16 protein-coding genes and 1 pseudogene are annotated in these 21,121 nt (G+C 58.7%); all 17 read left to right on the top strand.

What is annotated here, in order from left to right; all coding sequences use genetic code 11:
* Nucleotides 1-14: 14 nt before the first annotated feature.
* The 17 genes and pseudogenes from AC244_RS27400 to AC244_RS27325 all read left to right on the top strand — a co-directional run bounded on the left by AC244_RS27400 (nt 15) and on the right by AC244_RS27325 (nt 21,030).
* Nucleotides 15-1,388, top strand: a complete 1,374-nt coding sequence (locus tag AC244_RS27400; protein ID WP_053251985.1) for an aminotransferase — start codon at nt 15-17, stop codon at nt 1,386-1,388.
* Nucleotides 1,388-3,442: a 3-hydroxyacyl-CoA dehydrogenase NAD-binding domain-containing protein gene (locus tag AC244_RS27395; protein WP_053251984.1), complete on the top strand. Its 2,055-nt coding sequence runs from the start codon at nt 1,388-1,390 to the stop codon at nt 3,440-3,442. The genes AC244_RS27400 and AC244_RS27395 overlap by 1 nt, the downstream gene beginning before the upstream one ends.
* 48 nt (nt 3,443-3,490) lie before the next feature.
* Nucleotides 3,491-3,619, top strand: a pseudogene (locus AC244_RS38785) (3-oxoadipyl-CoA thiolase); the annotation flags it as partial.
* Nucleotides 3,620-4,134: 515 nt separating this feature from the next.
* On the top strand, nt 4,135-5,778 hold the full coding sequence (locus AC244_RS27390; protein ID WP_063934160.1) for an ABC transporter substrate-binding protein: 1,644 nt from the start codon (nt 4,135-4,137) through the stop codon (nt 5,776-5,778).
* Nucleotides 5,753-6,790 carry an ABC transporter permease gene (locus AC244_RS27385; RefSeq protein ID WP_053251982.1) on the top strand — a complete coding sequence of 346 codons (1,038 nt, stop codon included), beginning with the start codon at nt 5,753-5,755 and terminating at the stop codon, nt 6,788-6,790. Before AC244_RS27390 ends, AC244_RS27385 begins: the two co-directional genes overlap by 26 nt.
* Complete coding sequence (locus AC244_RS27380) at nt 6,787-7,617, top strand: ABC transporter permease (protein ID WP_053251981.1); 831 nt, start codon at nt 6,787-6,789, stop codon at nt 7,615-7,617. The genes AC244_RS27385 and AC244_RS27380 overlap by 4 nt, the downstream gene beginning before the upstream one ends.
* Nucleotides 7,618-7,636: 19 nt before the next feature.
* Complete coding sequence (locus tag AC244_RS27375; RefSeq protein ID WP_321166234.1) at nt 7,637-9,295, top strand: ABC transporter ATP-binding protein; 1,659 nt, start codon at nt 7,637-7,639, stop codon at nt 9,293-9,295.
* 860 nt (nt 9,296-10,155) lie between these two features.
* Nucleotides 10,156-11,037: a zinc-binding dehydrogenase gene (locus AC244_RS27370; RefSeq protein WP_202596126.1), complete on the top strand. Its 882-nt coding sequence runs from the start codon at nt 10,156-10,158 to the stop codon at nt 11,035-11,037.
* Between the two features lie 39 nt (nt 11,038-11,076).
* Nucleotides 11,077-11,427 (top strand): TfoX/Sxy family protein, encoded by a 351-nt coding sequence (locus AC244_RS27365; RefSeq protein WP_053251979.1) that lies wholly within the window; start codon nt 11,077-11,079, stop codon nt 11,425-11,427.
* Between the two features lie 548 nt (nt 11,428-11,975).
* Nucleotides 11,976-13,847 (top strand): TRAP transporter large permease subunit, encoded by a 1,872-nt coding sequence (locus AC244_RS27360; RefSeq protein WP_053251978.1) that lies wholly within the window; start codon nt 11,976-11,978, stop codon nt 13,845-13,847.
* A gap of 47 nt (nt 13,848-13,894) precedes the next feature.
* On the top strand, nt 13,895-14,902 hold the full coding sequence (locus AC244_RS27355; RefSeq protein WP_053251977.1) for a TRAP transporter substrate-binding protein: 1,008 nt from the start codon (nt 13,895-13,897) through the stop codon (nt 14,900-14,902).
* Nucleotides 14,903-14,965: 63 nt separating this feature from the next.
* Complete coding sequence (locus AC244_RS27350; protein WP_053251976.1) at nt 14,966-15,769, top strand: SDR family NAD(P)-dependent oxidoreductase; 804 nt, start codon at nt 14,966-14,968, stop codon at nt 15,767-15,769.
* A complete protein-coding gene (locus tag AC244_RS27345; protein ID WP_053251975.1) occupies nt 15,766-16,626 on the top strand; it encodes an IclR family transcriptional regulator in 861 nt (286 codons plus the stop codon). Before AC244_RS27350 ends, AC244_RS27345 begins: the two co-directional genes overlap by 4 nt.
* Nucleotides 16,623-17,795, top strand: a complete 1,173-nt coding sequence (locus AC244_RS27340) for an acetyl-CoA acetyltransferase (protein ID WP_053251974.1) — start codon at nt 16,623-16,625, stop codon at nt 17,793-17,795. The genes AC244_RS27345 and AC244_RS27340 overlap by 4 nt, the downstream gene beginning before the upstream one ends.
* Entirely contained in the window at nt 17,792-19,423 is a 1,632-nt protein-coding gene (locus AC244_RS27335) for an acyl-CoA synthetase (RefSeq protein WP_053251973.1), read from the top strand. Before AC244_RS27340 ends, AC244_RS27335 begins: the two co-directional genes overlap by 4 nt.
* A 9-nt stretch (nt 19,424-19,432) precedes the next feature.
* The gene (locus AC244_RS27330; protein WP_053251972.1) at nt 19,433-20,191 is read left to right on the top strand and encodes an SDR family NAD(P)-dependent oxidoreductase; all 759 of its coding nucleotides are present in this window, start codon (nt 19,433-19,435) and stop codon (nt 20,189-20,191) included.
* Entirely contained in the window at nt 20,191-21,030 is an 840-nt protein-coding gene (locus AC244_RS27325) for a PCC domain-containing protein (RefSeq protein WP_414735954.1), read from the top strand. Before AC244_RS27330 ends, AC244_RS27325 begins: the two co-directional genes overlap by 1 nt.
* The last annotated feature ends 91 nt before the right edge of the window (nt 21,031-21,121 follow it).

Here is a 21,121-nt window from a genome sequence, read left to right as displayed (position 1 = left end):
AGAAGGAACCTACTATGGATACCTCGCTCCGGCCGAACGCGTACCCGGCCACCGAAAACGCACGTAAACACCTGCTTATGCCCGCGGAGGAAATGTCCAAGCTCGGCACAGAAGTCAGGCCGCTGCTCACACATGGCGAAGGAGTGTACCTGTTCGACGAGAGTGGCCGCCGATACATCGACGGACCTGCCGGAATGTGGTGCACGCAGATCGGCTACGGCCGTCAGGAAATCGCCAAGGCGATTGCTGATCAGGCGATGAAGCTCTCCTACAATTCGCCCTGGTACACCATCAATTCTCCGTCCTCGGAACTGGCCGCGCGGATCGCGGAGAAGACTCCGGGCGATCTCAACCGCATCTTCTTCACCACAGGCGGTTCGACGGCGGTGGACACCGCGCTGCGGTTCACGGAGTTCTACAACAACGTGCTGGGCCGGCCCGAGAAAAAGAAGATCATCGTTCGGAAGAACGGATACCACGGTAGCACCCAGCTCACCGCATCTTGCTCCGGGCGCGAGGGCAACTGGCCCAACTTCGACATTGCGAACGACCGCATCAAGTTCATCTCGAGCCCCGACAAGCGACATAGGGGGACGAGGAGCGAAGCCGCCTTCCTGCAGGACCTAGTCGAGGAGTTCGAGAGCACCATTGACGAGATCGGGCCGGACAAGGTGGCTGCGTTCCTCGCCGAACCACTGCTGGCGTCCGGTGGTGTCGTCATTCCGCCACGTGGATATCACGCCCGGATCAAGGCGATCTGCGAAAGCCATGATATCATCTACATATCCGACGAGGTCGTAACGGCTTTTGGTCGATGCGGTGAATGGTTCGCCTCCGAAAAGGTCTTCGGCGTCGTGCCTGACATCATCACCTTCGCCAAGGGGCTAACCTCCGGCTACGTGCCGATGGGCGGGTTGGCGATTTCGGAGCGCCTTCTTGCCCGGATTAGCGGCGAGGCGGCCAATGGTAGTTATTTCACGAATGGCTACACCTACACCGGACACCCAGTGAGCTCGGCCGCCGCGCTGGCGAACATGGACGTCATCGAGAATGACGGCCTCCTGGAACACGTGCGGAAAGTCGGCGTCTATTTCGCCGAGAGACTGGCAGGGCTCGCTACATTACCTTCGATCTGGGACGTACGGACCGCCGGCCTCATAGGCTGTGTCGAATGCATCACCGAGCCTGGACGCACGTTCGCCGACGAGTCGGACAAGAGGTTGACAGGGGTTGTCGACAGGCTTTGCTTCGAGCGGGGTCTAGTCGTCCGGCCGATCGCCAATATGTGTGTTCTCTCCCCGCCGCTGACGATCAACCGCCAGGAGATCGACGAGATGTGCGACATCCTCCGCAGCGCGATCATGGACGCCACCACGGAAACCCAGTGATGAGTGGAACCGCAACGTCGACCGGCGAACCCGCCGTCCTGTCCCATTGGTCTGGCGACATTCTGATCGTGTCGATCAACAATCCACCGGTCAACGTAGCGTCGCTGGCGGTGCGACGCGGATTACTGGATGCGCTTATTTCAGCGAATGGCGCGTCGGGTGTAATCCTGACTGGCAACGGCAGATCATTCATGGCCGGCGCGGACATCAAGGAGTTTTCCGGCCCGATTTTGCCACCGACGATGCCGGATGTGATAGCGGCCATCGAAACTCTCCCGATTCCGGTCGTCGCGGTCATTGACGGCATCGCCTTGGGTGCCGGATTGGAGCTCGCGCTCGGTTGCGACGCAATCGTGGCCTCCTCCAACGCGCGGCTGGGCCTTCCCGAGATCAGCCTTGGCATCATTCCGGGCGCGGGCGGCACACAGCGCTTGCCTCGACGTATCGGGATTGCAGAGTCGATCCGGATGATCTGTGGCGCGGAAATTGTCCAAGCTCAGAAGGCGGCAAGTTTGGGCTTGATCGACCGGGTCGTCACGAATTTCTCACCCATTACAGTTGCTATCGAACACTTACACTCGCTCGGCGGCCGAAAGAGGCCCTCATTGCAGCTTGCAATGCCGGAGGAATCCGCCGATGCGGCGGAGAAGGCTGAGGCCGTACTTCGAAAGCGGGGCCAACTACGACCCAACGTCGAAATCGCGCTCGGTTTGATCAAGCGCTCGGAGGGCGTTTTGCTGGCGGATGAGCGCCGGGAGTTCGAACGCCTTCGCCTTACAGAGGAGGCGGCCGCTTTGAGGCACATCTTCTTCGCCGAACGGAAGGCGGTCCAGCAGCCAGCTGACGGGGAGGCGGCGCGGGACTTCAAAGAAGTCGGTATCATCGGCGGCGGAACGATGGGTCAAGGCATCGCGAGGGCATTCCTCAACGCGGGCTACCTCGTCACGCTAATCGAGCGCGATCCAGACCTATTGCGAATGGCGATGAGCAAGATGTTCGACGCAATCGAGGCACGGCTCGAACGTGGGCGCATATCGAAAGACGAGGCGCGGAAACAGCGATCGCTTCTCACAGGTGGCTCCATCAATGACATCAGCCGTTGCGACCTGGTGGTGGAGGCCATCTTCGAGGACGCGGATGCCAAGAAGCGGCTGTTCGCCGAAATGTCCGTTCATCTCCGCCCATACACGATGGTCGCAACCAACACCTCCTACCTCGACATCAACCAATTGGGCAAAGAACTTTCGTGGGCGGACCGGCTCGTCGGACTGCATTTCTTCAGCCCGGCCGATGTCATGAAGCTTGTGGAAGTTATCGAGACCGACAAATCCGCGGCATGGGCAGTGGCGTCTGCTTTCAAGTTGTCCGGTGGATTAGGGAAGAAGCCAGTACTCGCGAAGGTCGGGGAAGGTTTCATAGCAAACCGCATCTATTCCGCTTACCGAGGCCAGGCTGAGCTTCTCGTGCTAGAGGGCGCATCCCCTGCGGCCGTGGATTCAGCCGTGCGCGAATTCGGCTTTCCGATGGGGCCGTTCGAAGTTTCGGACATGTCGGGCCTGGATATCGCATGGGCCATGAGAAGGCGTCGTGCCGAAACGCGCAACCCGCACGAACGGTACGTCGCTATTCCGGACCGACTATGTGAAGCAGGACGGCTCGGGATCAAAACAAAGCAGGGTTGGTACGATTACAGGGACGACGGCAAGCAGGAGTCTGCTGAGGCAGACCAGATCATCCGACGCGAACGTGCCGCCGCAGACATCGTGGCGACATCCTACTCGACGGCGCAAATACAGTGTGCGCTGCTCGCGGCGATTCTGAATGAAGCGGCATGCGTGCTTGAGGACGGCGTAGCCGCGGGGGCTGGTGATATCGATGTGGTCCTGGTCAACGGTTACGGTTTTCCTCGATGGCTCGGCGGACCAATTCACTGGGCTGGCACTCAGGCGCTGCGCGATATCTTGAACGCACAAGAAGAACTGTCGAAACGAATGGGCCCTGCCCATCGCCAGGGCGACGTAGAGCGGATGATCGCAGCCGTGCGCAGTAGCTGATCCGGCTCCAACCCATAGAAATTTAAGAAAGCCTAAGTGGAGGCTCGTATGAACCAGGCGTGTAGCTGCGCGTATGCACGCACTCCGATCGGTCGTTAGGGCGGAGCCCTTTCGTTGATTCGCCCCGACGATCTTGCGGCTGTGCCGTTGAGGGCACTTGTAGCCGCTCATGGTGCATGGTGTTGATTTCCACTGAGAGCTGATGGAGTGGATGCCGTCGGAAGGGGGCATCCACTCCATCAGCTCTCAGTGGAAATCAACAGCGCCGATCGCAGGCTGCGTAAACTGGTAGAGTTGCTGGTTGCAACGTGAAATGGACCGAGCCTTCCCGAGTGAGAGGCGGCAGCGGGTTACGCGTTGTAGGGAAGCCTCGGTTGAGCTCGGTGGCCAGCGGTGAAGGGGTGTGGCGCATCCTCCAATCACGAGCTGGCAACAGCTTCCGTCGAGATTGAAAGGCAAAAAGGAGCCCCGCTTCTAAGTCAGCTCAACTTCTACCATCTGCGAGCACGAGCGTGGAAATATCGTTGATTGAAAACATCCTCATTCGTATGTGAAGCATACCTATGCGATTGACAGGCCGACCGATGAGTATAGTCTGATCAAGCTTCGGACCCGAGCGGTCGCGCCCTGGAGGCGGGCGGGCCACGAGGGACTTGAGCTGAGGAGCGCACGAAGATTGGGAGGTCTTTGTAATGACGAAGTTGATCGATGCAACTTGCAGCAGACGCACGGCACTAAAACTGGCTCTCGGCGGTGGGGTGGCATTCTTGGTGCCGTGGGGTTTGACCAGCAGCGCACTCGCCGCGGATTCCCCTCAAAGCGGGGGAACGATGATATTCCTCGTTCAGCCGGAACCCCCTTCGCTGGCGCTCTATGCCTCGTCTTCTGGACCGATCGAGCAAATCGGCACGAAGATCTATGAAGGTCTTCTTGAAGTCGATGCGAAGTTGCAGCCAGCGCCAGGGCTGGCGAGCGAGTACTCGATCGCGGACGACGGTCTGAGCGCTACGTTTAAACTCCGCAAGGGCGTTAAGTGGCACGATGGCGAGCCGCTCACCAGTGCCGATGTTCAATTCTCGTTCATGGAGGTTCTCAAGAAGCTTCATCCACGGGCGTCGATCAGCCTCAAAAACCTGGTGTCGGTAGATACACCGGATGATGCTACGGTGGTCATGAAGTTCTCGGCGGCGACTCCATACTTGGCACGCGTGCTATCCGGCAAAGATACCCCGATCGTTCCGAAGCACCTAATGGCCGGCAAGGATCTCAAGAACCTTGATCTCGCCAATCGACCGGTTGGAACCGGGCCCTACAAGTTCGTCGAATGGCGACGGGGGCAGTTCGTTCTGCTTGAAAAGAACCAGGACTACTGGCGGGAGGGGCTGCCGCGGCCCGACCGGTTGGTTGGTCGGTTTATCGCCGATGCTGCAACGCGCGTCGCAGCTCTCGAGAACTCCGAAGTCCATCTTGCGGCGCTGGGCGCGATCCCCGCGATCGAAGCGAAGCGCCTCGACGCACTGCCCTATCTCAATATGTCAACCGAGGGATACGGCAGCCTGAGTTCAATATCGTTGTTGGAATTCAATACGAAAGTGCACCCCTTCGACAAGAAGGAAGTGCGGCAGGCGGTCTCGCATGTCATCGACCGCGAATACATTGTCCAGAACATCTTTCAGGGCTTCGGCACGCCCGCGAAAAGCTGCCTGTCTAGCCAATTCAGCGCTATCGGCATCAACCCTGGCGATCTGCCGAACTACCCGCGAAAACAGGACCTTGCCAGGGCGGCTGAACTCCTGGATGCCGCGGGCCTGAAGCCGGACGCGTCAGGAATTAGGGCAGAGGTTGTGCACGACATCATTCCGTATGGCGAAGAATGGCGCCGGCTCGGGGAATACATCAAGCAAGCGCTCGAGCAAGTCGGTATCCGCGTGACGTTACGGTACGAAGACGCCGCGACCTGGACGCGGCGCCTTTACACAGAATACGACTTCCAATTCAGCTCTACCTATCACTACCATCTGATTGATCCCGTATTGGGCGCGCATCGCTTCTTCCTGTCGAGTTCAATCAAGCCCGGCGTGCCGTACGTCAACGTCACGCGGTTCAGCAACGAGAAGGTTGATAAGCTGCTGGAGCAGGCCATGGTCGAATTGGATCGCGAAAAGCGCGCCGGCTTGTACCACGAATTCCAAGCCATCATCGCCGACGAAATGCCATCTCTTCATATTCACGACATGCAGTTCGCGACCGTATCAAACACGGTGGTGATGGAACACAGCACTTCCGGCTTAGGACCTTACGGCCCTTGGTATGATCTCTGGATCAAAGCGGCTTGACCGCTTCATCCGAGAGAACGAAGCAAAGGTCAGAAGAATGTCGCAAGTTTTTTGGTTTCTAAGACGGCTACTGGTAGCCGTGACGACGGTCTTCGTCGTCGCGGCTGTAAACTTCCTTCTCCTTCAACTTCCCGAGGGAGACGCGGTCGACGTGCTCGCCAGTGAGAGCGGCGGTGCGTCGCCTGAGTACGTGGAGCAAATGAAGGAGCGGTTCGGTCTCAACGAGCCGCTCCACATTCGCCTCGCCATGTACTTGTCACGGGTGGCCGTGCTGGATTTTGGTCATTCCTTCCGTTACTCGGCAGATGTTGCCGATTTGGTGTTCAGTCGGCTTGGACCGACGCTCATTCTCATGTCGGCTGCTTTGATCTTGTCCGTAATCATAGGGGTCGGGCTGGGGATCTTGGCGGGGGTCAAGGTAAACCGGCTGGCTGACACGATTATTTCGTTCGCAGTGGTCGTGGGGGCGGCGGTGCCTGCGTTCTGGCTCGGCCTGATGTTGGTCGTGATTTTCACGATCAATCTTGGCTGGCTTCCCAGTAGCGGTATGGAGACGGTCGCGGCGTTCTATACGGGCTATGACCGGGTAACTGACGTCATTTATCACATGGTCCTCCCGGTCGCCACGCTGTCCGTTTACTACATAGCCCTGTATGCGCGCCTCATGCGGGCATCGTATCTGGAACAGGCGGGTATGGATTTCGCGGTGACAGCCGTGGCGAAAGGGTTGCCGAATAGGCGCGTGGTTTCGCACATCACTCGCACTGCGATCCTTCCGGTCATGACCATGATCGGAATCCAACTCGGCGCGATGTTCGGCGGCTCCGTCGTAATCGAGGCGGTGTTCGGCTGGCCAGGGCTCGGCACTCTTATCTATGAGGCGATCCATGCTCGCGAACTGAATGTCGTGATGGGTGTGTTCCTTATATCGAGCATACTTGTCGTGGTCGCAAACCTCTTCGTCGATCTGGTCTATTCGCTGGTCGATCCAAGAATCGAGGTATCCAAATGAAATTGACGGCCACGAGACTTTTGCGAGTGGGCGGACCGCCCCTCGTCTTTGGAACGACGCTCCTTTGTGTTGTCGTTGCGATGGCGCTAATCGGTCCGATCGTTTACCCCGGCAGTCCCTTCTCGATTGTCGGTGATCCGCTCTTGCCGCCAGGCAGTTCATTCCCGTTGGGGACGGACATCCTCGGGCGGGACATCGCCGCCGGATTGGTCCATGGCGCAAGAGCGTCGCTTTTTGTCGGCGTCGTCGCCACCCTTGTTGCAGTGATCATCGGCACGTGCATCGGCGCGGTCGCGGGCTATGCCGGCGGTTATACCGATGCGCTGCTCATGCGACTGACGGAGGTTTTTCAGACAATTCCCGCTTTTGTTTTCGCGATTTTGATCTTGGCGATCTTCACGCCGACGATCAGCAACGTCGTGATCACGATTGCAATCATCTCTTGGCCACCGGTCGCGAGGTTGGTCCGGGCGGAATTCCTGTCCCTGAAGCAGCGCGAGTTCGTGTTGGCCGCAACAGGACTTGGTTTCAATCGACTTCACATCATCTTTCGAGAAATGCTGCCGAACTGCCTATCCCCTATCATCGTGATGGGGTCGCTTATGGTGGCGACGGCGATCCTCATCGAGTCCGGGCTGTCCTTTCTCGGACTCAGCGATCCAAACGTGATGAGCTGGGGCTACATGATTGGCGCGGGTCGTAGCGTGTTGCGGAGTGCCTGGTGGGTCTGCACGATCCCCGGAATCGCAGTTGCTCTCTCCGTACTGGCCATCAATCTGCTCGGGCAGGGCATAAATGATGTCCTCAATCCGCGGTTAAGAACGTAGGGGATCGAGGATGCAGAACATGCTTGAAGTACAAGGACTTTTCGTTCCCCTGCCTCTTGGTAGCGATCGCAAGTACGCTCTCGAAAATGTGTCGCTCTCGCTGCCCCATGGACAGCTGACTTGTATTGTCGGCGAATCCGGCTCGGGGAAGAGTACCCTGGCCAGAGCGGTTATGGGACTTCTCCCTCTGCAGAGGCTGGGCGTCAGTGAGGGCAGCATCGTATTGGATGGCGAAGACATCACCCACGCCTCCACCCGAAGGATGCGGGAGCTCCGTGGCAACGCCATGTCGATGATTTTCCAAGAACCAATGTCGGCGATGAACCCTGTCATGCGAGTCGGGGTTCAGACAGACGAGGTCCTGCGTTATCATGGTGTGAAATCGAAGACGGAGCGACGGTCCCGCGTACTGGCCGCTTTCGCGGACGTCAATTTGCCTCATCCCGAAGAAACTTATCAAAAGTATCCGCATCAACTATCCGGTGGACAAAGACAACGCGTCATGATCGCGATGGCGCTCTTGCTCGGCCCGAAGCTATTGATAGCAGACGAGCCGACAACCGCGCTTGACGTTACCACGCAGATGAAAATCCTGCGGCTGCTTAAGCAGCAACAACAGCAGAAAAACATGAGCATGCTGTTCGTGACCCACGATTTCGGGGTTGTGGCCGAAATCGCGGATACCGTGATCGTGATGCGGCACGGGCGGGTCGTAGAGCATGGGTCGACTGCGGCCGTGCTAGCCGCGCCACGCCATGAATACACCCGTTCGCTGCTTCGAGACCTTAAGGATCAGGAGAAAAGCCAGCCGTTCAGTGGAATGGGCAAACCGGTCCTGACGGCTACCGGTCTGTGTAAATCCTATCCCGTCCGCAAAGGCTTTTCACTCCGCCCGCAGCAACGCGTAGCACTCGCCGACTTCAATTTGGAGATACGCCCAGGCGAGACTATCGCCGTAGTAGGTGAATCAGGATCGGGAAAATCGACCGCAGCACGATGCCTCTGCCGGTTGATCGAACCCAACGATGGCAACGTGACGATCGCGAACGAGAATTTTCTTGAGTTGTCCGGAAAGTCGCTGCGACGCTTCCGCTCACGTGTCCAAATGATCTTCCAGGATCCCTATGCCTCACTCAATCCCCGCACCTCGGTAGGTGCGATCATTTCGGAGCCCGCGGTGGCTCATGGCGTACCGAGGGTCGAAGCTTCGGAAAACGCGCGCCGGCTCCTTAAAACCGTCGGCCTCGACAGCGGCGCGGCCAACCGGCTCCCGCACGAATTCTCAGGCGGCCAACGCCAAAGAATTGGCATTGCGCGTGCCTTGTCACTGCAGCCAGACATCTTGATTGCGGACGAAGCCGTGTCAGCCTTGGATGTTTCCACACAGGCTCAGATCATCAAGCTTCTCCAAGATCTTCGATCCAAATTCAAAATCGCCATCATTTTCATCACGCACGATCTGCGCGTTGCACGAAAGATCGCTGACAAGATAGTGGTTATGAAGGCCGGCGAAATCGTGGAGTTCGGCGACGCCCAGGAGCTGTTTGATCGGCCAAAGCATCCGTATACGCGGGAACTGCTTGCGTCGGTTCCGGGGCGGGAGTGGTGGGCAAGACAGGGCGCCGGCGCCGCCGAGCGAGCGGTCCAGCAACCTGCTGAGCGCAACATTTCATGCTGACCGAATGTTCCGCGGCTCGGTCCGGCAGCTAGCAAATATCGGTTCAAGGGGGCTCTTGCTCGACGTGGCAAGGGTCCCCTGGAGCCGCTCCGCTGATAAAGTTCGACCGGCGGGCGGTATACAGGGTTCGGCTGGGTGAGCGGCTGGATGCATTAGCGACTTGGAATTCAGCTCTGTTGGGCGCGCTGGAGAGTTTGGAATGTTCTGAACGCGGCCTGCGCCCGTCCGGAGGCGCGCGCGATGTGTGTTTCCTCGGAGATACTGATGTCGAGCAACAGGAAGCAGCCTCCTCTGCAGGAGAAGGAAGTAGCCCCCTTTTGGTCGATTTTAGACGAGGTCCCGCGGCCTTGGCAGAGGTCACCGGCTTGGATTGGTGTTCCGGGTGGCAACTGTGAAGTCGGACGAAGCAGTTCGGAGTTTTGCTCAACGTGGGCGTGTTTCACTGAGAGGCGCTTCCACGCTCAAATCCGAATAGCTGAAAAGTATCAGTAAATGTCTGCTTTCTGCCTTTAGTGGCCGTAAGCAATGTCGGATAATTCACAGCCTAAAGCATTCTAAGTCGGGTTCAGCGAACGGCTAGGTTCCCGATGCCGTTCATGGGGTTAGAGAGCTTCTAGGCGAGTCGAAAATCGATGGTTCCGATGTTGCGGTCGGCATGTTCGGCCGGCCCGCGGAGCACAACTGGCTGATGTCCATGATTCTTCAGCGGAAATGAGCCGATCAGCCTTTCATCGAGAGTGGAGTGAGCCATGACTAAAACCATGCGAGCAGTCGTGCTCTCTGAACCTGGCGGGGTCGACAAACTCGTCCTTGAAAACGTGCCCGTACCGCGGCGCCCCTCCGGCTAGGTTCGCATCCGCGTGAAGGCGTTTGGGGTCAACGAGTCCGAAGTTACTAGCCGGAAAGGCCTGTCCGATGCCGATTTCACGATGCCGCGCGTGCTCGGCATTGAATGCGTCGGCATCGTGGATGAAGCGCCGGAAGGTGGCGGTTTGAAGCCTGGGCAAAGGGTGGCCGCCATGATGGGGGGCATGTGGCGCTCATTCGACGGCTCATATGCCGACTACACGGTCGTTCCCGCAGCGCAGGTTATCCCGTTTGAGACGAGCCTGCCGTGGGATGTCCTCGGCGCGCTGCCCGAGATGTTTCAGACAGCCTACGGGTCGTTGACCAAGGGGCTCGACCTGCGCCGCCGTCAGACGCTGCTGATCCGAGGCGGCACCTCGACTGTCGGCCTCTCGGCGGCAACTATCGCCAAAGAGATGGGCGCGGTCGTGATCTCCACTACTCGCCGCCCAGATCGTATAGAAAAGCTGCGTGCACTCGGCGTCGACCACCCGCTGGTGGACGACGGAACGATTGCAGACGCCGTGCGAGCCCTTTTTCCAAACGGCGTCGATGCGGGGCTGGAACTGGTAGGTGGACCCACGCTACGGGACACGCTTCAGGCGACCCGGGTCCACGGCACCGTCTGCTTCACAGGCGCTCTGTCCGACGAGTGGGTGATTCAGGAATTCAGTCCGCTCGGCTACATCCCATTCGGGGTGAGGATGACCGCCTATGGCGGTGGGGCCGCTGACCTGCCATCTAGCGTCTTCAACCAACAGCTTCGGGCTATTGCGGACGGACGGTTGAAAGTCTCCGTAGCGAAGGTCTATCGCGGCCTCGAGCAGGTTCGCGACGCGCAGGCCGATCTCGAAGCGGGAACCACTCCAGGCAAGCATGTTGTCGTCCTCGACTGAACGCGGCCCGCAGAATAGTTGATCTGAAAAGGATACCAAATGTCGAAACAATCCGAACAGACGAAAAAGCTCGCTGACCACTATGTGGATCAGCTTTCAGACTGGGCGAAACTCACCACGCGGCCCCTGTTCGGCGCCATTGCGCTATATCGCACCGACCATGTTTTCGCCATGGTCTGGCATGGAGCGCTCTATTTCAAGGTAGATGACAACTCGCGAAGCGAGTATGAGGCGGCGGGCTCCCAAGCGTTGGGTTACGTGAGCGAGGGGGAAGATCACGCTCTTAAGTCTTACTGGGAAGTTCCCGCCGACGTGATCGAAGACGATGACAAGCTGCAGGCTTGGGCCGAGCGCGCCTATCATGCGGCGCTGAAGCACGGCAAGAGCTGAGGCGCAGCGTAGTCTGTCTCGGAGATGACATCGGCCGACCCCCCAAAATATCACGCATGCGCGACAGTGAGATGGGCCAGACTCGGCATCGCCCACCGTCCTTCCAGGCGCTGACCGCCAAGCCGGGCAGCTGTTCGGACTCGAAGTGGAAGTGTCTCCGAAGCGCTTTTCTTGGGGAGCGTCAAACAGGTTGGACATCGCGCTGGCGGCTTCTCCAACGCTCTGTTGATTGAACGTTATTCCGGTTTGCAGTCGACTCCGGGCAACATGTGCAGCTCCCCGGTGCTCGCCACCCTTCGCCTTCAACGTACGAGTCGTTTGCCCACCGATCGCGAGGCGGCATGGATCATAATATGAACCGAGACCTCTGCCAATTTATTCTATGATATCAATATGAAGACGTTTTCCCTTGCGTGCATATGGCAATGAGTTCTGTATTTTGAACCTAAGGGAAGGATCGCATTTCCCGACCGTGACGCCCTGGGAGGAGCGAAACGGAGTGGCAACATACAAGCCTTGGCCGCTTTAACAAGACAAAGGGAGGTGTCATGAACGCTGTGACAAATGCAGCTGGGAGTGATCTATCGGGTTCCGCCGAGGTATTGCAGACTCATCGTGGCTCGCTTCTCATGAGGCCAGTTGAGGCCCTGGCAGTCGTGTTGCTCGCAGCGATCGTCGGAATGCTGATCGCCGGTGTCGTATCACGATACTTTTTCAACCAACCGATCGTTTGGATCGACGAAGCCGCGTCCATCGCTTTCTTGTGGCTGGCGATGCTCGGAACAGCGATTGCTGTTGACCGTAACGAACACCTACGCCTGACAGTGTTGCTCTCGCGCCTGAACGAGCGGCGACAGGGAATGGCCGAAACCTTCGGCCTCGTGTTAACCGGTACGTTTCTGGTGGTGCTGCTGCCGTTCGCCTACGAGTATGCGATCGGCGAAATGGAGATAACGTCCTCCGCGCTGAACATTCCCGTGGGCTACCGAGTTGCGGCCCTTGCAATTGGTCTCGCGCTGATGCTCGTGCTGGTGTTGGCGCGGCTGTTCAAATCGTCCCACCTGATCGACGTCCTCGTCTCGGTCGCGGTCGTTCTCGGAGTGGCGGCGGCGCTTTGGTACCTGTCGCCCTCGCTTCGATCGCTGGGTGACCTCAACATCGTTATATTCCTGGCGGGAGGCACTGCATTGTGTCTTGCGCTTGGCGTGCCAATTGCCTTCTGTTTCGGCATCGCCACCCTCATGTTTCTGTCCTTCACGACGACCATGCCTCTCGTAGTGATGGTGAGCCGTATGGATGAAGGCATGTCGAGCATCATCCTGCTTTCGGTGCCGGTCTTCGTGCTGCTGGGCTGCATTCTGGACGCGACTGGAATGGGCAAAGCGATTGTCGACTTTCTCGCGTCGCTACTCGGTCACGTTAAAGCGGGAATGTCCTACGTGCTGTTGGGCTCGCTGTTTCTTGTATCCGGCATTTCGGGCTCCAAGGTTTCCGATATGGCTACGGTTGCACCCGCATTGTTTCCCGAGATGAAGCGCCGCGGCCACAAGCCGAGCGAAATGATCGCGTTGCTCGCGACGGGTGCGGCAATGGCCGACACGGTGCCGCCTTCGATCGTCTTGATTGTTCTTGGGTCGGTGGCAGGCGTCTCCATCGCGGCTTTGTTCACCAGCGGCTTTGCGATTGCAATGGTGCTGCTCGTGGCACTCGCTGCCTTCGCACGCTTCAAGGCACGGCATGAAAGCATGGAAGGCATTCATCGAGCGCCCGGCAAGTTCATCCTCAAGGCATCTTTGATTGCGCTTCCGGCGCTGGTTCTGCCCTTCCTCATCCGCAGCGCTGTAGCTGGCGGTGCGGCGACCGCAACCGAGGTCTCGACGATCGCGGTGTTGTACGCTCTCATCGTCGGCATGGTCCTCTACGGTGGAATCGCACCGCGCAAGCTCTACCGTATGCTCGTCGAGACGGCAGCCATGAGCGGTGCCATTTTGCTGATCCTGGGTACCGCGGCGGCGATGGCCTGGGCGCTGACCCAGACCGGATTCGCATTTCACCTACGTGACGCGTTGGCCACGCTGCCCGGCGGTTGGGTCTCGTTCATGTTAATTTCGATTGCGCTGTTTCTGCTTCTCGGCTGCGTACTAGAGGGCCTGCCGGCGATCGTGCTGCTTGCGCCGATCATGTTCCCGGTCGCCCGTGCACTCGGCATCCACGACGTCCATTACTCGATGGTCATCGTCACTGCGATGAATGTCGGTTTAATGGCGCCCCCGATAGGAGTCGGCTTCTACATCGCCTGCAAGGTGGGAAATGTTTCGCCGGATGAAGCTATGGGCGCGATCTGGCCATACATCGGGGCACTCCTTGTCGGCCTGCTCGCCATCGCCTTCGTGCCATGGTTCTCGCTCGCGTTCATTTGAAGGCCTCGTAATCGGCATACCGTAATCGACCAGGGAGGAGATTGGTCATGATGATAACCCGCCGTACAATGCTGGCTGGGTCGGGTGCGCTTGCACTCGGCGCGGCGTTCCACACTCGCGCACGTGCCGCCGAGTATACGTACAAATTCGCAAATAACTTGCCGACGACCCACCCGCTCAACATAAGGCTCAAGGAGGCGACCGACAAAATTCTCGAGGAGACGGGCGGCCGCCTGGCGATCAACATCTTTCCTTCAGGGCAACTCGGAAACGACACTGAAACGCTCTCACAGCTACGCAGTGGCGCCACCGAATTCTTTTCGCTGTCGCCCCTGATCCTCTCAACGTTAGTTCCCAATGCCGCCATCTCCGGGATCGGTTTCGCTTTTCCGGACTATGACGCGGTCTGGAAGGCGATGGACGGAGAGCTTGGTGCGTTCGCACGTTCTGAGATCGAGAAGAAGGGTCTCGTGCCCATGGAGAAGATCTGGGACAACGGCTTCCGGCAGATTACCAGCTCCAGCAAGCCGATCACGTCGCCGGAAGACCTAAAGGGTTTCAAGATCCGCGTTCCACCGAGCCCGCTCTGGCAATCCATGTTTTCGGCTCTGGGCGCCGCGCCCGCTACGATCAACGCCGCGGAGATGTATACGGCACTGTCCACCGGGACGGTTGACGGTCAAGAAAATCCGGTGGCCATCATATCATTGTTCAAGCTTTACGAAGTGCAGAAGTACTGCGCGATGACCAACCACATGTGGGATGGCTTCTGGTTCTTGGCCAATAAACGTGCGTGGGAAACACTACCTGAGGATATCCGCGAGATTGTCTCCGAGAATCTGAACGGCAAGGCCGACGCGCAGCGCGCCGATACCAAGAAGCTGAACGATACCGTTCGAGAGGACTTGATCAAGCTCGGAATGGCTTTCGCAGATCCGGACAAGTCAGCGTTCCGAGCGACGTTGGCGAGCGCAGGTTTTTACGGCGAGTGGAAGCAAAAGTTCGGAGACGGCGCCTGGGACATCTTGGAGCGAGCCGTCGGCGATCTTGGCTAATCGCTTTGCGACACCTCCGCGCGGCATCGTGCTGCGCGGATTTTACGCGCGCTTGAGGTTCTCATGGTTGATCGACTTAAGGGAAAAATCGCTATCGTTTTCGGAGCGGGCTCCTCCGGGCCGGGTTGGGGCAATGGCAAAGCCGCCGCCGTCCTTTACGCTCGAGAAGGGGCTTGCGTGGCTTGCATCGATCTTAGCGAGGAAGCGGCCCGGGAGACCGCTGACATTATTGCTGGCGAGGGTGGAAAGGCGATCGCCGTCGCGGCTGACGTGACCAAGCTCGCTTCCATTGAGGCGGCGGTAAAGCAAACGCAGGAAGTGTTTGGTCCAATTTCGGTGCTGCACAACAATGTCGGCGTAACCCATATGGGTGGGCCAGTGGAGCTGGAAGAGGCTCGCTTTGCGCAGGCGGTCGATGTCAATCTCGGTTCTGTCTATCGCACGGCGAAGGCAGTGATACCGCAGATGCTGGAGGCGGGCGGCGGTGCGATCATCAACATTTCGTCGCTCGCGGCCATCCGTTGGGCCGGCTATGCCTATTTTTCCTATTACGCGACTAAAGCGGCCGTCAATCAGGCGACGGTTGCGATTGCTATCCAATATGCCGCGAAGGGTATCCGCGCCAACTGCATCATGCCAGGCATGGTCGACACACCGATGATCTACAATCAGATATCGTCGCAATACGCCTCTGCTGAAGAGATGGTTGCCGCGCGCAACCGCGCGCTGCCAGGTGGCAAGATGGGTGATGCCTGGGATATCGCGCAGGCTTCACTATTCCTCGCTTCCGATGAAGCGAAGTTTATCAACGGTGTCTGCCTTCCTGTGGATGGTGGGCAGAGCGCTACGATGTCGGTGCCGCTATGACGAGCATGCAGGACACCACCGGCTCGCAAAGTGTCGACCGAGCCTTGAAGCTTCTGTCTCTGGTGGGGCGCAGTACCGAGAACGGCATGTCGCTCAACGAGATCGTCGAAGCGGGCGGATTCAATAAGGCGACCACGCGGCGCCTGTTGCTGGCGCTCATGCGGGCCCGGCTTATTGAGCAAGACGAAGGCGGGCGTCGCTACTATCTTGGGCAGGAGGCCTACGTACTCGGGACGTTCGCCGCCAATCGCTTCGGACTGCTCGAGATGTCAATGGAAAGCCTTATCCGTATTTCACGGCAAACCGGAGATACGAGTTTCCTCTCAATCCGTCGGCACACCCATTCGATCTGCCTCCATCGCGAAGAAGGAACTTTCCCCATCCGCTCGCACGTCCTGCAGAAGGGCTTCGAGCATCCACTGGGCATTGGTGCCGCTTCGCTCGCGATGTTGGCTACACTGGACGATGAGGAGATCGAAGCGATCATGGCTTACAACGCCGCAGAGATCGCGCGGGACTTTCCAACCGTCCCGCCTTCGTACATCCCCGATGGCATAGCAGCAGCCCGTATCCGCGGTTACGCCGTCAATCCTGGCATGATCTATCCGAATTCTTGGGCCATCGGCATTGCGCTTCGCTATCCCGACGGCCGTCTTGCCGGTGCGATCAGTGTTACCGCTATCGACAGCCGGATGCAGGAGCCGCGCCAGCAGGAGCTTGTCACCATCCTGCGCGATGAAGCCGCCTACATCGAGGCGAAGCTCGCCCACATGATCGAACCCGAACGGAAAGCATCGCGTTCGCGGACGCGTCGCGAAAACACGAGATTCACGCAAACAAGAAGGTTACCGCTATGAGCAAGGCGCAAATCGTGGGCTGGGCCCATTCACAATTCGGCAAAACCGAATTTCCAGACACCGAAGCACTGATGGCGTCCGTCGTCCCGTCAGCCCTCAAGCACGCCGGCGTCGCAGCAGAACAGGTCGAGGGCATTTTCGTCGGCGTCTTCAACGGTGGCTTCTCCAATCAAGAGTTCCAGGGGGCCCTGGTTGGCATGGTGGATGGAGATCTGTCGGCGGTGCCGTCTGTGCGATTGGAGAACGCATGTTCGACGGGTTCGGCCGCGCTCTTCACGGCCATGGACTTTATCGAGTCGGGACGTGGTCGCGTCGCACTTGTTGTCGGCGCGGAGAAGATGACCGGTTTGCCGACGGAGCGTGTCACCAACATTCTGCTTGGGGGGTGCTATCGGAAGAAGGAGGCGAACATTGAGGGCGGCTTTGCCGGCGTCTTTGGCCGTATCGCCGAGAATTATTTCCAGCGCTATGGCGACCGCTCCGAGGAGCTCGCAATGATTGCCGCCAAGAACCACGCCAATGCGGTCGAAAATCCGTTGGCCCATATGCGCAAAGATTTCGGGTTCGAGTTCTGCAACGAAATCTCAGAAAAGAACCCACGCGTTGCCGGTCCGCTCCGCCGCACCGATTGCTCTCTCGTTTCGGACGGTGCGGCAGCACTCGTGTTGGCGGATGAGCAGACAGCTGCAACGCTGCAGCGCGCCATCGGCTTCCGTGCCCGTACCCACGTCAACGACTTCTTCGCTTTGTCACGTCGTCGCGACGTGCTTGCATTCGAAGGGCCGCGCAAGGCTTGGGCTGCGGCCTTCGAGCAAGGTGGAGTGTCGCTCGATGATCTATCCTTCGTGGAAACACACGACTGCTTCACCATCGCGGAACTGATCGAATACGAAGCGATGGGCCTGGCCAAGCAGGGCGAGGGCTACAGGGTCGTACGTGACGGCACCGTCGCCAGGGGTGGCAAGCTGCCGGTTAACCCGTCCGGCGGGTTGAAAGCCAAGGGCCATCCGATCGGCGCGACCGGCGTTTCGATGCACGTTACGGCGGCAATGCAATTGATGGGCGAAGCCGGAGGCATTCAGGTCCCGGACGCCAAACTCGCTGGCGTTTTCAACATGGGTGGTGCCGCGGTTGCCAACTACGTCTCGATCCTGGAGCGCGTGAAATGAGCAGGCTTGATCCAAGAGGGGGCGTCGCGCCATTCTCGACGCGGGTAATGAACCTTTCAACTTTCCTTAGTCAGGCCGCTAGACGCCACCCCGACCAACCGGGCCTCGTGTGGCGTGAGCGCGTGTGGAGCTGGGAGGAGATCGAAGCACGTGTCGACGCCATGGCGCACGCGCTGGTGCATGAGTTCGGTGTAGCAAAAGGCGACCGTATTCTTGTGCAATCGGCCAACTGCAACCAGATGTTCGAAGCGATGCTCGCGACCTTCCGTGTCGGGGCAATTTGGGTGCCGACAAATTTTCGGCAGACACCGGACGAGGTGGCATATCTGGCCCAATCAAGCGGCGCGACGCTCATGATCTGCCAGGCGGCCTTCCCGGGTCACGCGGAAGCTGCCCGAGCGGCAAGCCAGTCGCTGAAACGCATCCTCGCGATTGGTGAGGCTGCCTACGGCGAGGACTATGACTCAGTCGTCGAACGCAACCTCGGCCAGAAACTGGACGCCGTGGCCGTCGATCGTGATGACCCGTGCTGGTATTTCTACACCTCGGGTACGACGGGTCGACCCAAGGCAGCCGTGCTGACCCACGGCCAGATGGCTTTCGTAATCACCAATCACCATTGTGACCTGTTTCCCGGTACCACCCAGGCCGACCGGTCGATCGTCGTTGCCCCGTTGTCCCATGGTGCCGGCGTTCACCAGCTTTGCCAGGTCGCGCATGGTGCGACGACCATTCTTCTGCCCACCGAGAAGTTCGACATAGACGGGCTTTGGCGGCTGATCGAGGAATGGAAGGTGACCAACCTCTTCACGGTGCCGACGATCGTCAAGATGCTTGTCGAAGACCCGGCGGTTGACCGTTACGATCACTCCTCCCTGCGCTACGTCATTTATGCCGGAGCACCAATGTACCGCGAGGATCAAAAGCGAGCGCTTGGCAAGCTCGGGAAGGTGCTCGTGCAGTACTTCGGACTGGCTGAGGTAACGGGGGCGATAACTGTGCTGCCGCCGATTATGCACAGCATTGAGGACGGACCGCACGCGCGCGTCGGAACGTGTGGTTTCGAACGCACCGGAATGCAAGTTCAAATCCAAGATGAGCAGGGGAATGAAGTTGCTGCGGGTGAGACGGGAGAGATATGCGCGATCGGACCAGCCGTCTTCGCGGGCTATTATCAGAATCCCGAAGCGAACGCTAAGAGTTTCCGGAACGGCTGGTTCCGTACGGGCGATCTTGGTCACAAGGACGATCAGGGCTACCTCTATATAACGGGACGCGCCTCGGACATGTACATCTCCGGCGGATCGAACGTCTATCCACGCGAGATCGAGGAAAAGCTGCTTCAGCACCCTGCTGTTAATGAGGTCGCAATCCTCGGGGTCCCCGATCCCGTATGGGGTGAGGTCGGTATCGCGGTTTGCGTGACACGGCCCGGCGAGGGCGTCGCGGCCGATGAACTCAACGCTTTCCTCGACGGAAAGGTCGCTCGCTACAAGCTGCCCAAGCGTTACGTGTTTTGGGATGAGATGCCCAAGTCCGCTTACGGCAAGATCGCAAAGAAGCTCGTACGCGAGGAGCTCAAAAGGCGCGGCGAGCTCCCCGAACTGTCCGAGCAACTGACCTCGTGAGATAGATCCATGCCCGAAGCAATAAAAAGCGTTGTTGTGACCGGCGGTGGTTCAGGCATCGGTTTGGAGATCGCCGATGTACTCAACGCCCGCGACTGGGAAGTCCATTTGGTCGACCTAAACGCCGAGGCGCTCGCAAAGGCCTGCGACAAGATCAGCGTCCCACGGGACCGTGGTCACGCCTTAAGCGTTACGGACGAGATGGCGATTGAATCGTTGCTGTCGGAGGTAAACGAGCGGGCACCGCTAGGGGCGATCGTCAACTCGGCCGGCATTGCCATCGATAAGCCGGCGGTCGACACCAGCCTCGAGGACTTCCGCCGTATTGTCGATGTAAATCTTACAGGTACCTTCATCGGTTCACGAGCGGCCGCGCGTCTCTGGCTGAAGGTTGGAACTCCCGGGGTAATCGTCAATATATCCTCGGTTTCTGGCATTGTCGGGAGCAAGGGACGCAGCGCGTATGGGGCCTCGAAGGGGGCGGTAAACCAACTGACCAAAACGTTGGCGAGTGAGTTGGGGCACAATGGGATACGTGTCAATGCGGTCGCGCCGGGAGCCATCGATACGCCGTTGTCCCGAGCCGTGCACACCGACGACGTTCGTCGCCAATGGCATGAGCGTATCCCGCTCGAGCGGTATGGCACGGTGCGCGAAGTCGCCCACACCGTGGCTTTCCTCGTTTCGGATGAAGCAAGCTACATAAATGGGCAGATTTTGGCGGTAGACGGGGGGTTTGTTTCTGCTGGGTTGGTGAACCGCCAATGATACAGCGCCACATTAGCCATCCGGGCCCGCAAAGCCAGCCGCGTGTGATATCTCAACCATGTTCCGCGCGTCGCCTGTCAATCCGTTTCCAGCCAGGGAAGTCTGTGTTGGAGGCGGTTGCCGAAGCGCTTGGTGCCGCGGGGGTGGATAGTGCCGTAATCGAGTTCGACGCGGGCAAACTACGTCCCCTGGTCTATGTCATTCCTGCCCCGAGCGCCGATGAGGCATTCGCGGCTTGGTACAGTGATATCCGGCGACCGGATGGGACCGCCCGGTTTGAGCGCGTAGTGATGTCCTATGGCCGTCGCGGAGAAGCGCCCTTCATCCATTGTCACGGAATCTGGCGCCATGCCGACGGTTTTCGCGGCGCGGGGCATCTAATCCCTCACGAGACAGTTTTTGCGGAGGAGGTGGAGGCGACGGTTTATGCGCTTTCCGGTGCAATCTTAGATCAGCAGCCTGACCCGGAGACCAACTTTCCGCTTTTAACCCCCGTTCCCAATGGTGTGGCGAGGGAAGGGGGACATCGCGCCGTACTCGTTCGCGCGAAACCAAACACTGATATTCACGCCGCGCTTGAGGAAGTGGCAAGCCGACATGGCATAAGGAACGCCAGCATCCATGGCATCGGCAGCCTTGTTGGCTGCGATTTCGTCGACGGTCGTCAAATGGTGTCCTACGCTTCCGAGCTGTTTATCCGCGAAGGACGGATCGATAGCGGAGAGGCAACCATTGATATCGGGGTGGTGGGCATAGATGCCGAAATCTTCGAGGGCGAGATCCTACGGGGAGGCAATGTGATCTGTATCGCTTGTGAATTGTTGATCGTTGAAGCCTAGACGCACGATCCTCCTTAAATCCCGCTGAAAACTCACCAAGACTGATGCTCGAACGTTCTCACAGAACTGGGACAAGCGTCCTTGACGTTTG

Origin of the sequence: Ensifer adhaerens (assembly GCF_001270265.1) — a bacterium.
In the GTDB taxonomy this organism is placed as follows: Bacteria; Pseudomonadota; Alphaproteobacteria; order Rhizobiales; family Rhizobiaceae; genus Ensifer; species Ensifer adhaerens_B.
This window is presented reverse-complemented; position numbering and strand designations above follow the sequence as displayed.

Excerpts from the sequence above, each read along its gene's own strand:
- AC244_RS27400 (WP_053251985.1), top strand. The coding sequence starts at position 15 with ATGGATACCTCGCTCCGGCCGAACGCGTACCCGGCCACCGAAAACGCA.
- AC244_RS27395 (WP_053251984.1), top strand. The coding sequence starts at position 1,388 with ATGAGTGGAACCGCAACGTCGACCGGCGAACCCGCCGTCCTGTCCCAT.
- AC244_RS27390 (WP_063934160.1), top strand. The coding sequence starts at position 4,135 with ATGACGAAGTTGATCGATGCAACTTGCAGCAGACGCACGGCACTAAAA.
- AC244_RS27385 (WP_053251982.1), top strand. The coding sequence starts at position 5,753 with ATGATCTCTGGATCAAAGCGGCTTGACCGCTTCATCCGAGAGAACGAA.
- AC244_RS27380 (WP_053251981.1), top strand. The coding sequence starts at position 6,787 with ATGAAATTGACGGCCACGAGACTTTTGCGAGTGGGCGGACCGCCCCTC.
- AC244_RS27375 (WP_321166234.1), top strand. The coding sequence starts at position 7,637 with ATGCTTGAAGTACAAGGACTTTTCGTTCCCCTGCCTCTTGGTAGCGAT.
- AC244_RS27365 (WP_053251979.1), top strand. The coding sequence starts at position 11,077 with ATGTCGAAACAATCCGAACAGACGAAAAAGCTCGCTGACCACTATGTG.
- AC244_RS27360 (WP_053251978.1), top strand. The coding sequence starts at position 11,976 with ATGAACGCTGTGACAAATGCAGCTGGGAGTGATCTATCGGGTTCCGCC.
- AC244_RS27355 (WP_053251977.1), top strand. The coding sequence starts at position 13,895 with ATGATGATAACCCGCCGTACAATGCTGGCTGGGTCGGGTGCGCTTGCA.
- AC244_RS27350 (WP_053251976.1), top strand. The coding sequence starts at position 14,966 with ATGGTTGATCGACTTAAGGGAAAAATCGCTATCGTTTTCGGAGCGGGC.
- AC244_RS27345 (WP_053251975.1), top strand. The coding sequence starts at position 15,766 with ATGACGAGCATGCAGGACACCACCGGCTCGCAAAGTGTCGACCGAGCC.
- AC244_RS27340 (WP_053251974.1), top strand. The coding sequence starts at position 16,623 with ATGAGCAAGGCGCAAATCGTGGGCTGGGCCCATTCACAATTCGGCAAA.
- AC244_RS27335 (WP_053251973.1), top strand. The coding sequence starts at position 17,792 with ATGAGCAGGCTTGATCCAAGAGGGGGCGTCGCGCCATTCTCGACGCGG.
- AC244_RS27330 (WP_053251972.1), top strand. The coding sequence starts at position 19,433 with ATGCCCGAAGCAATAAAAAGCGTTGTTGTGACCGGCGGTGGTTCAGGC.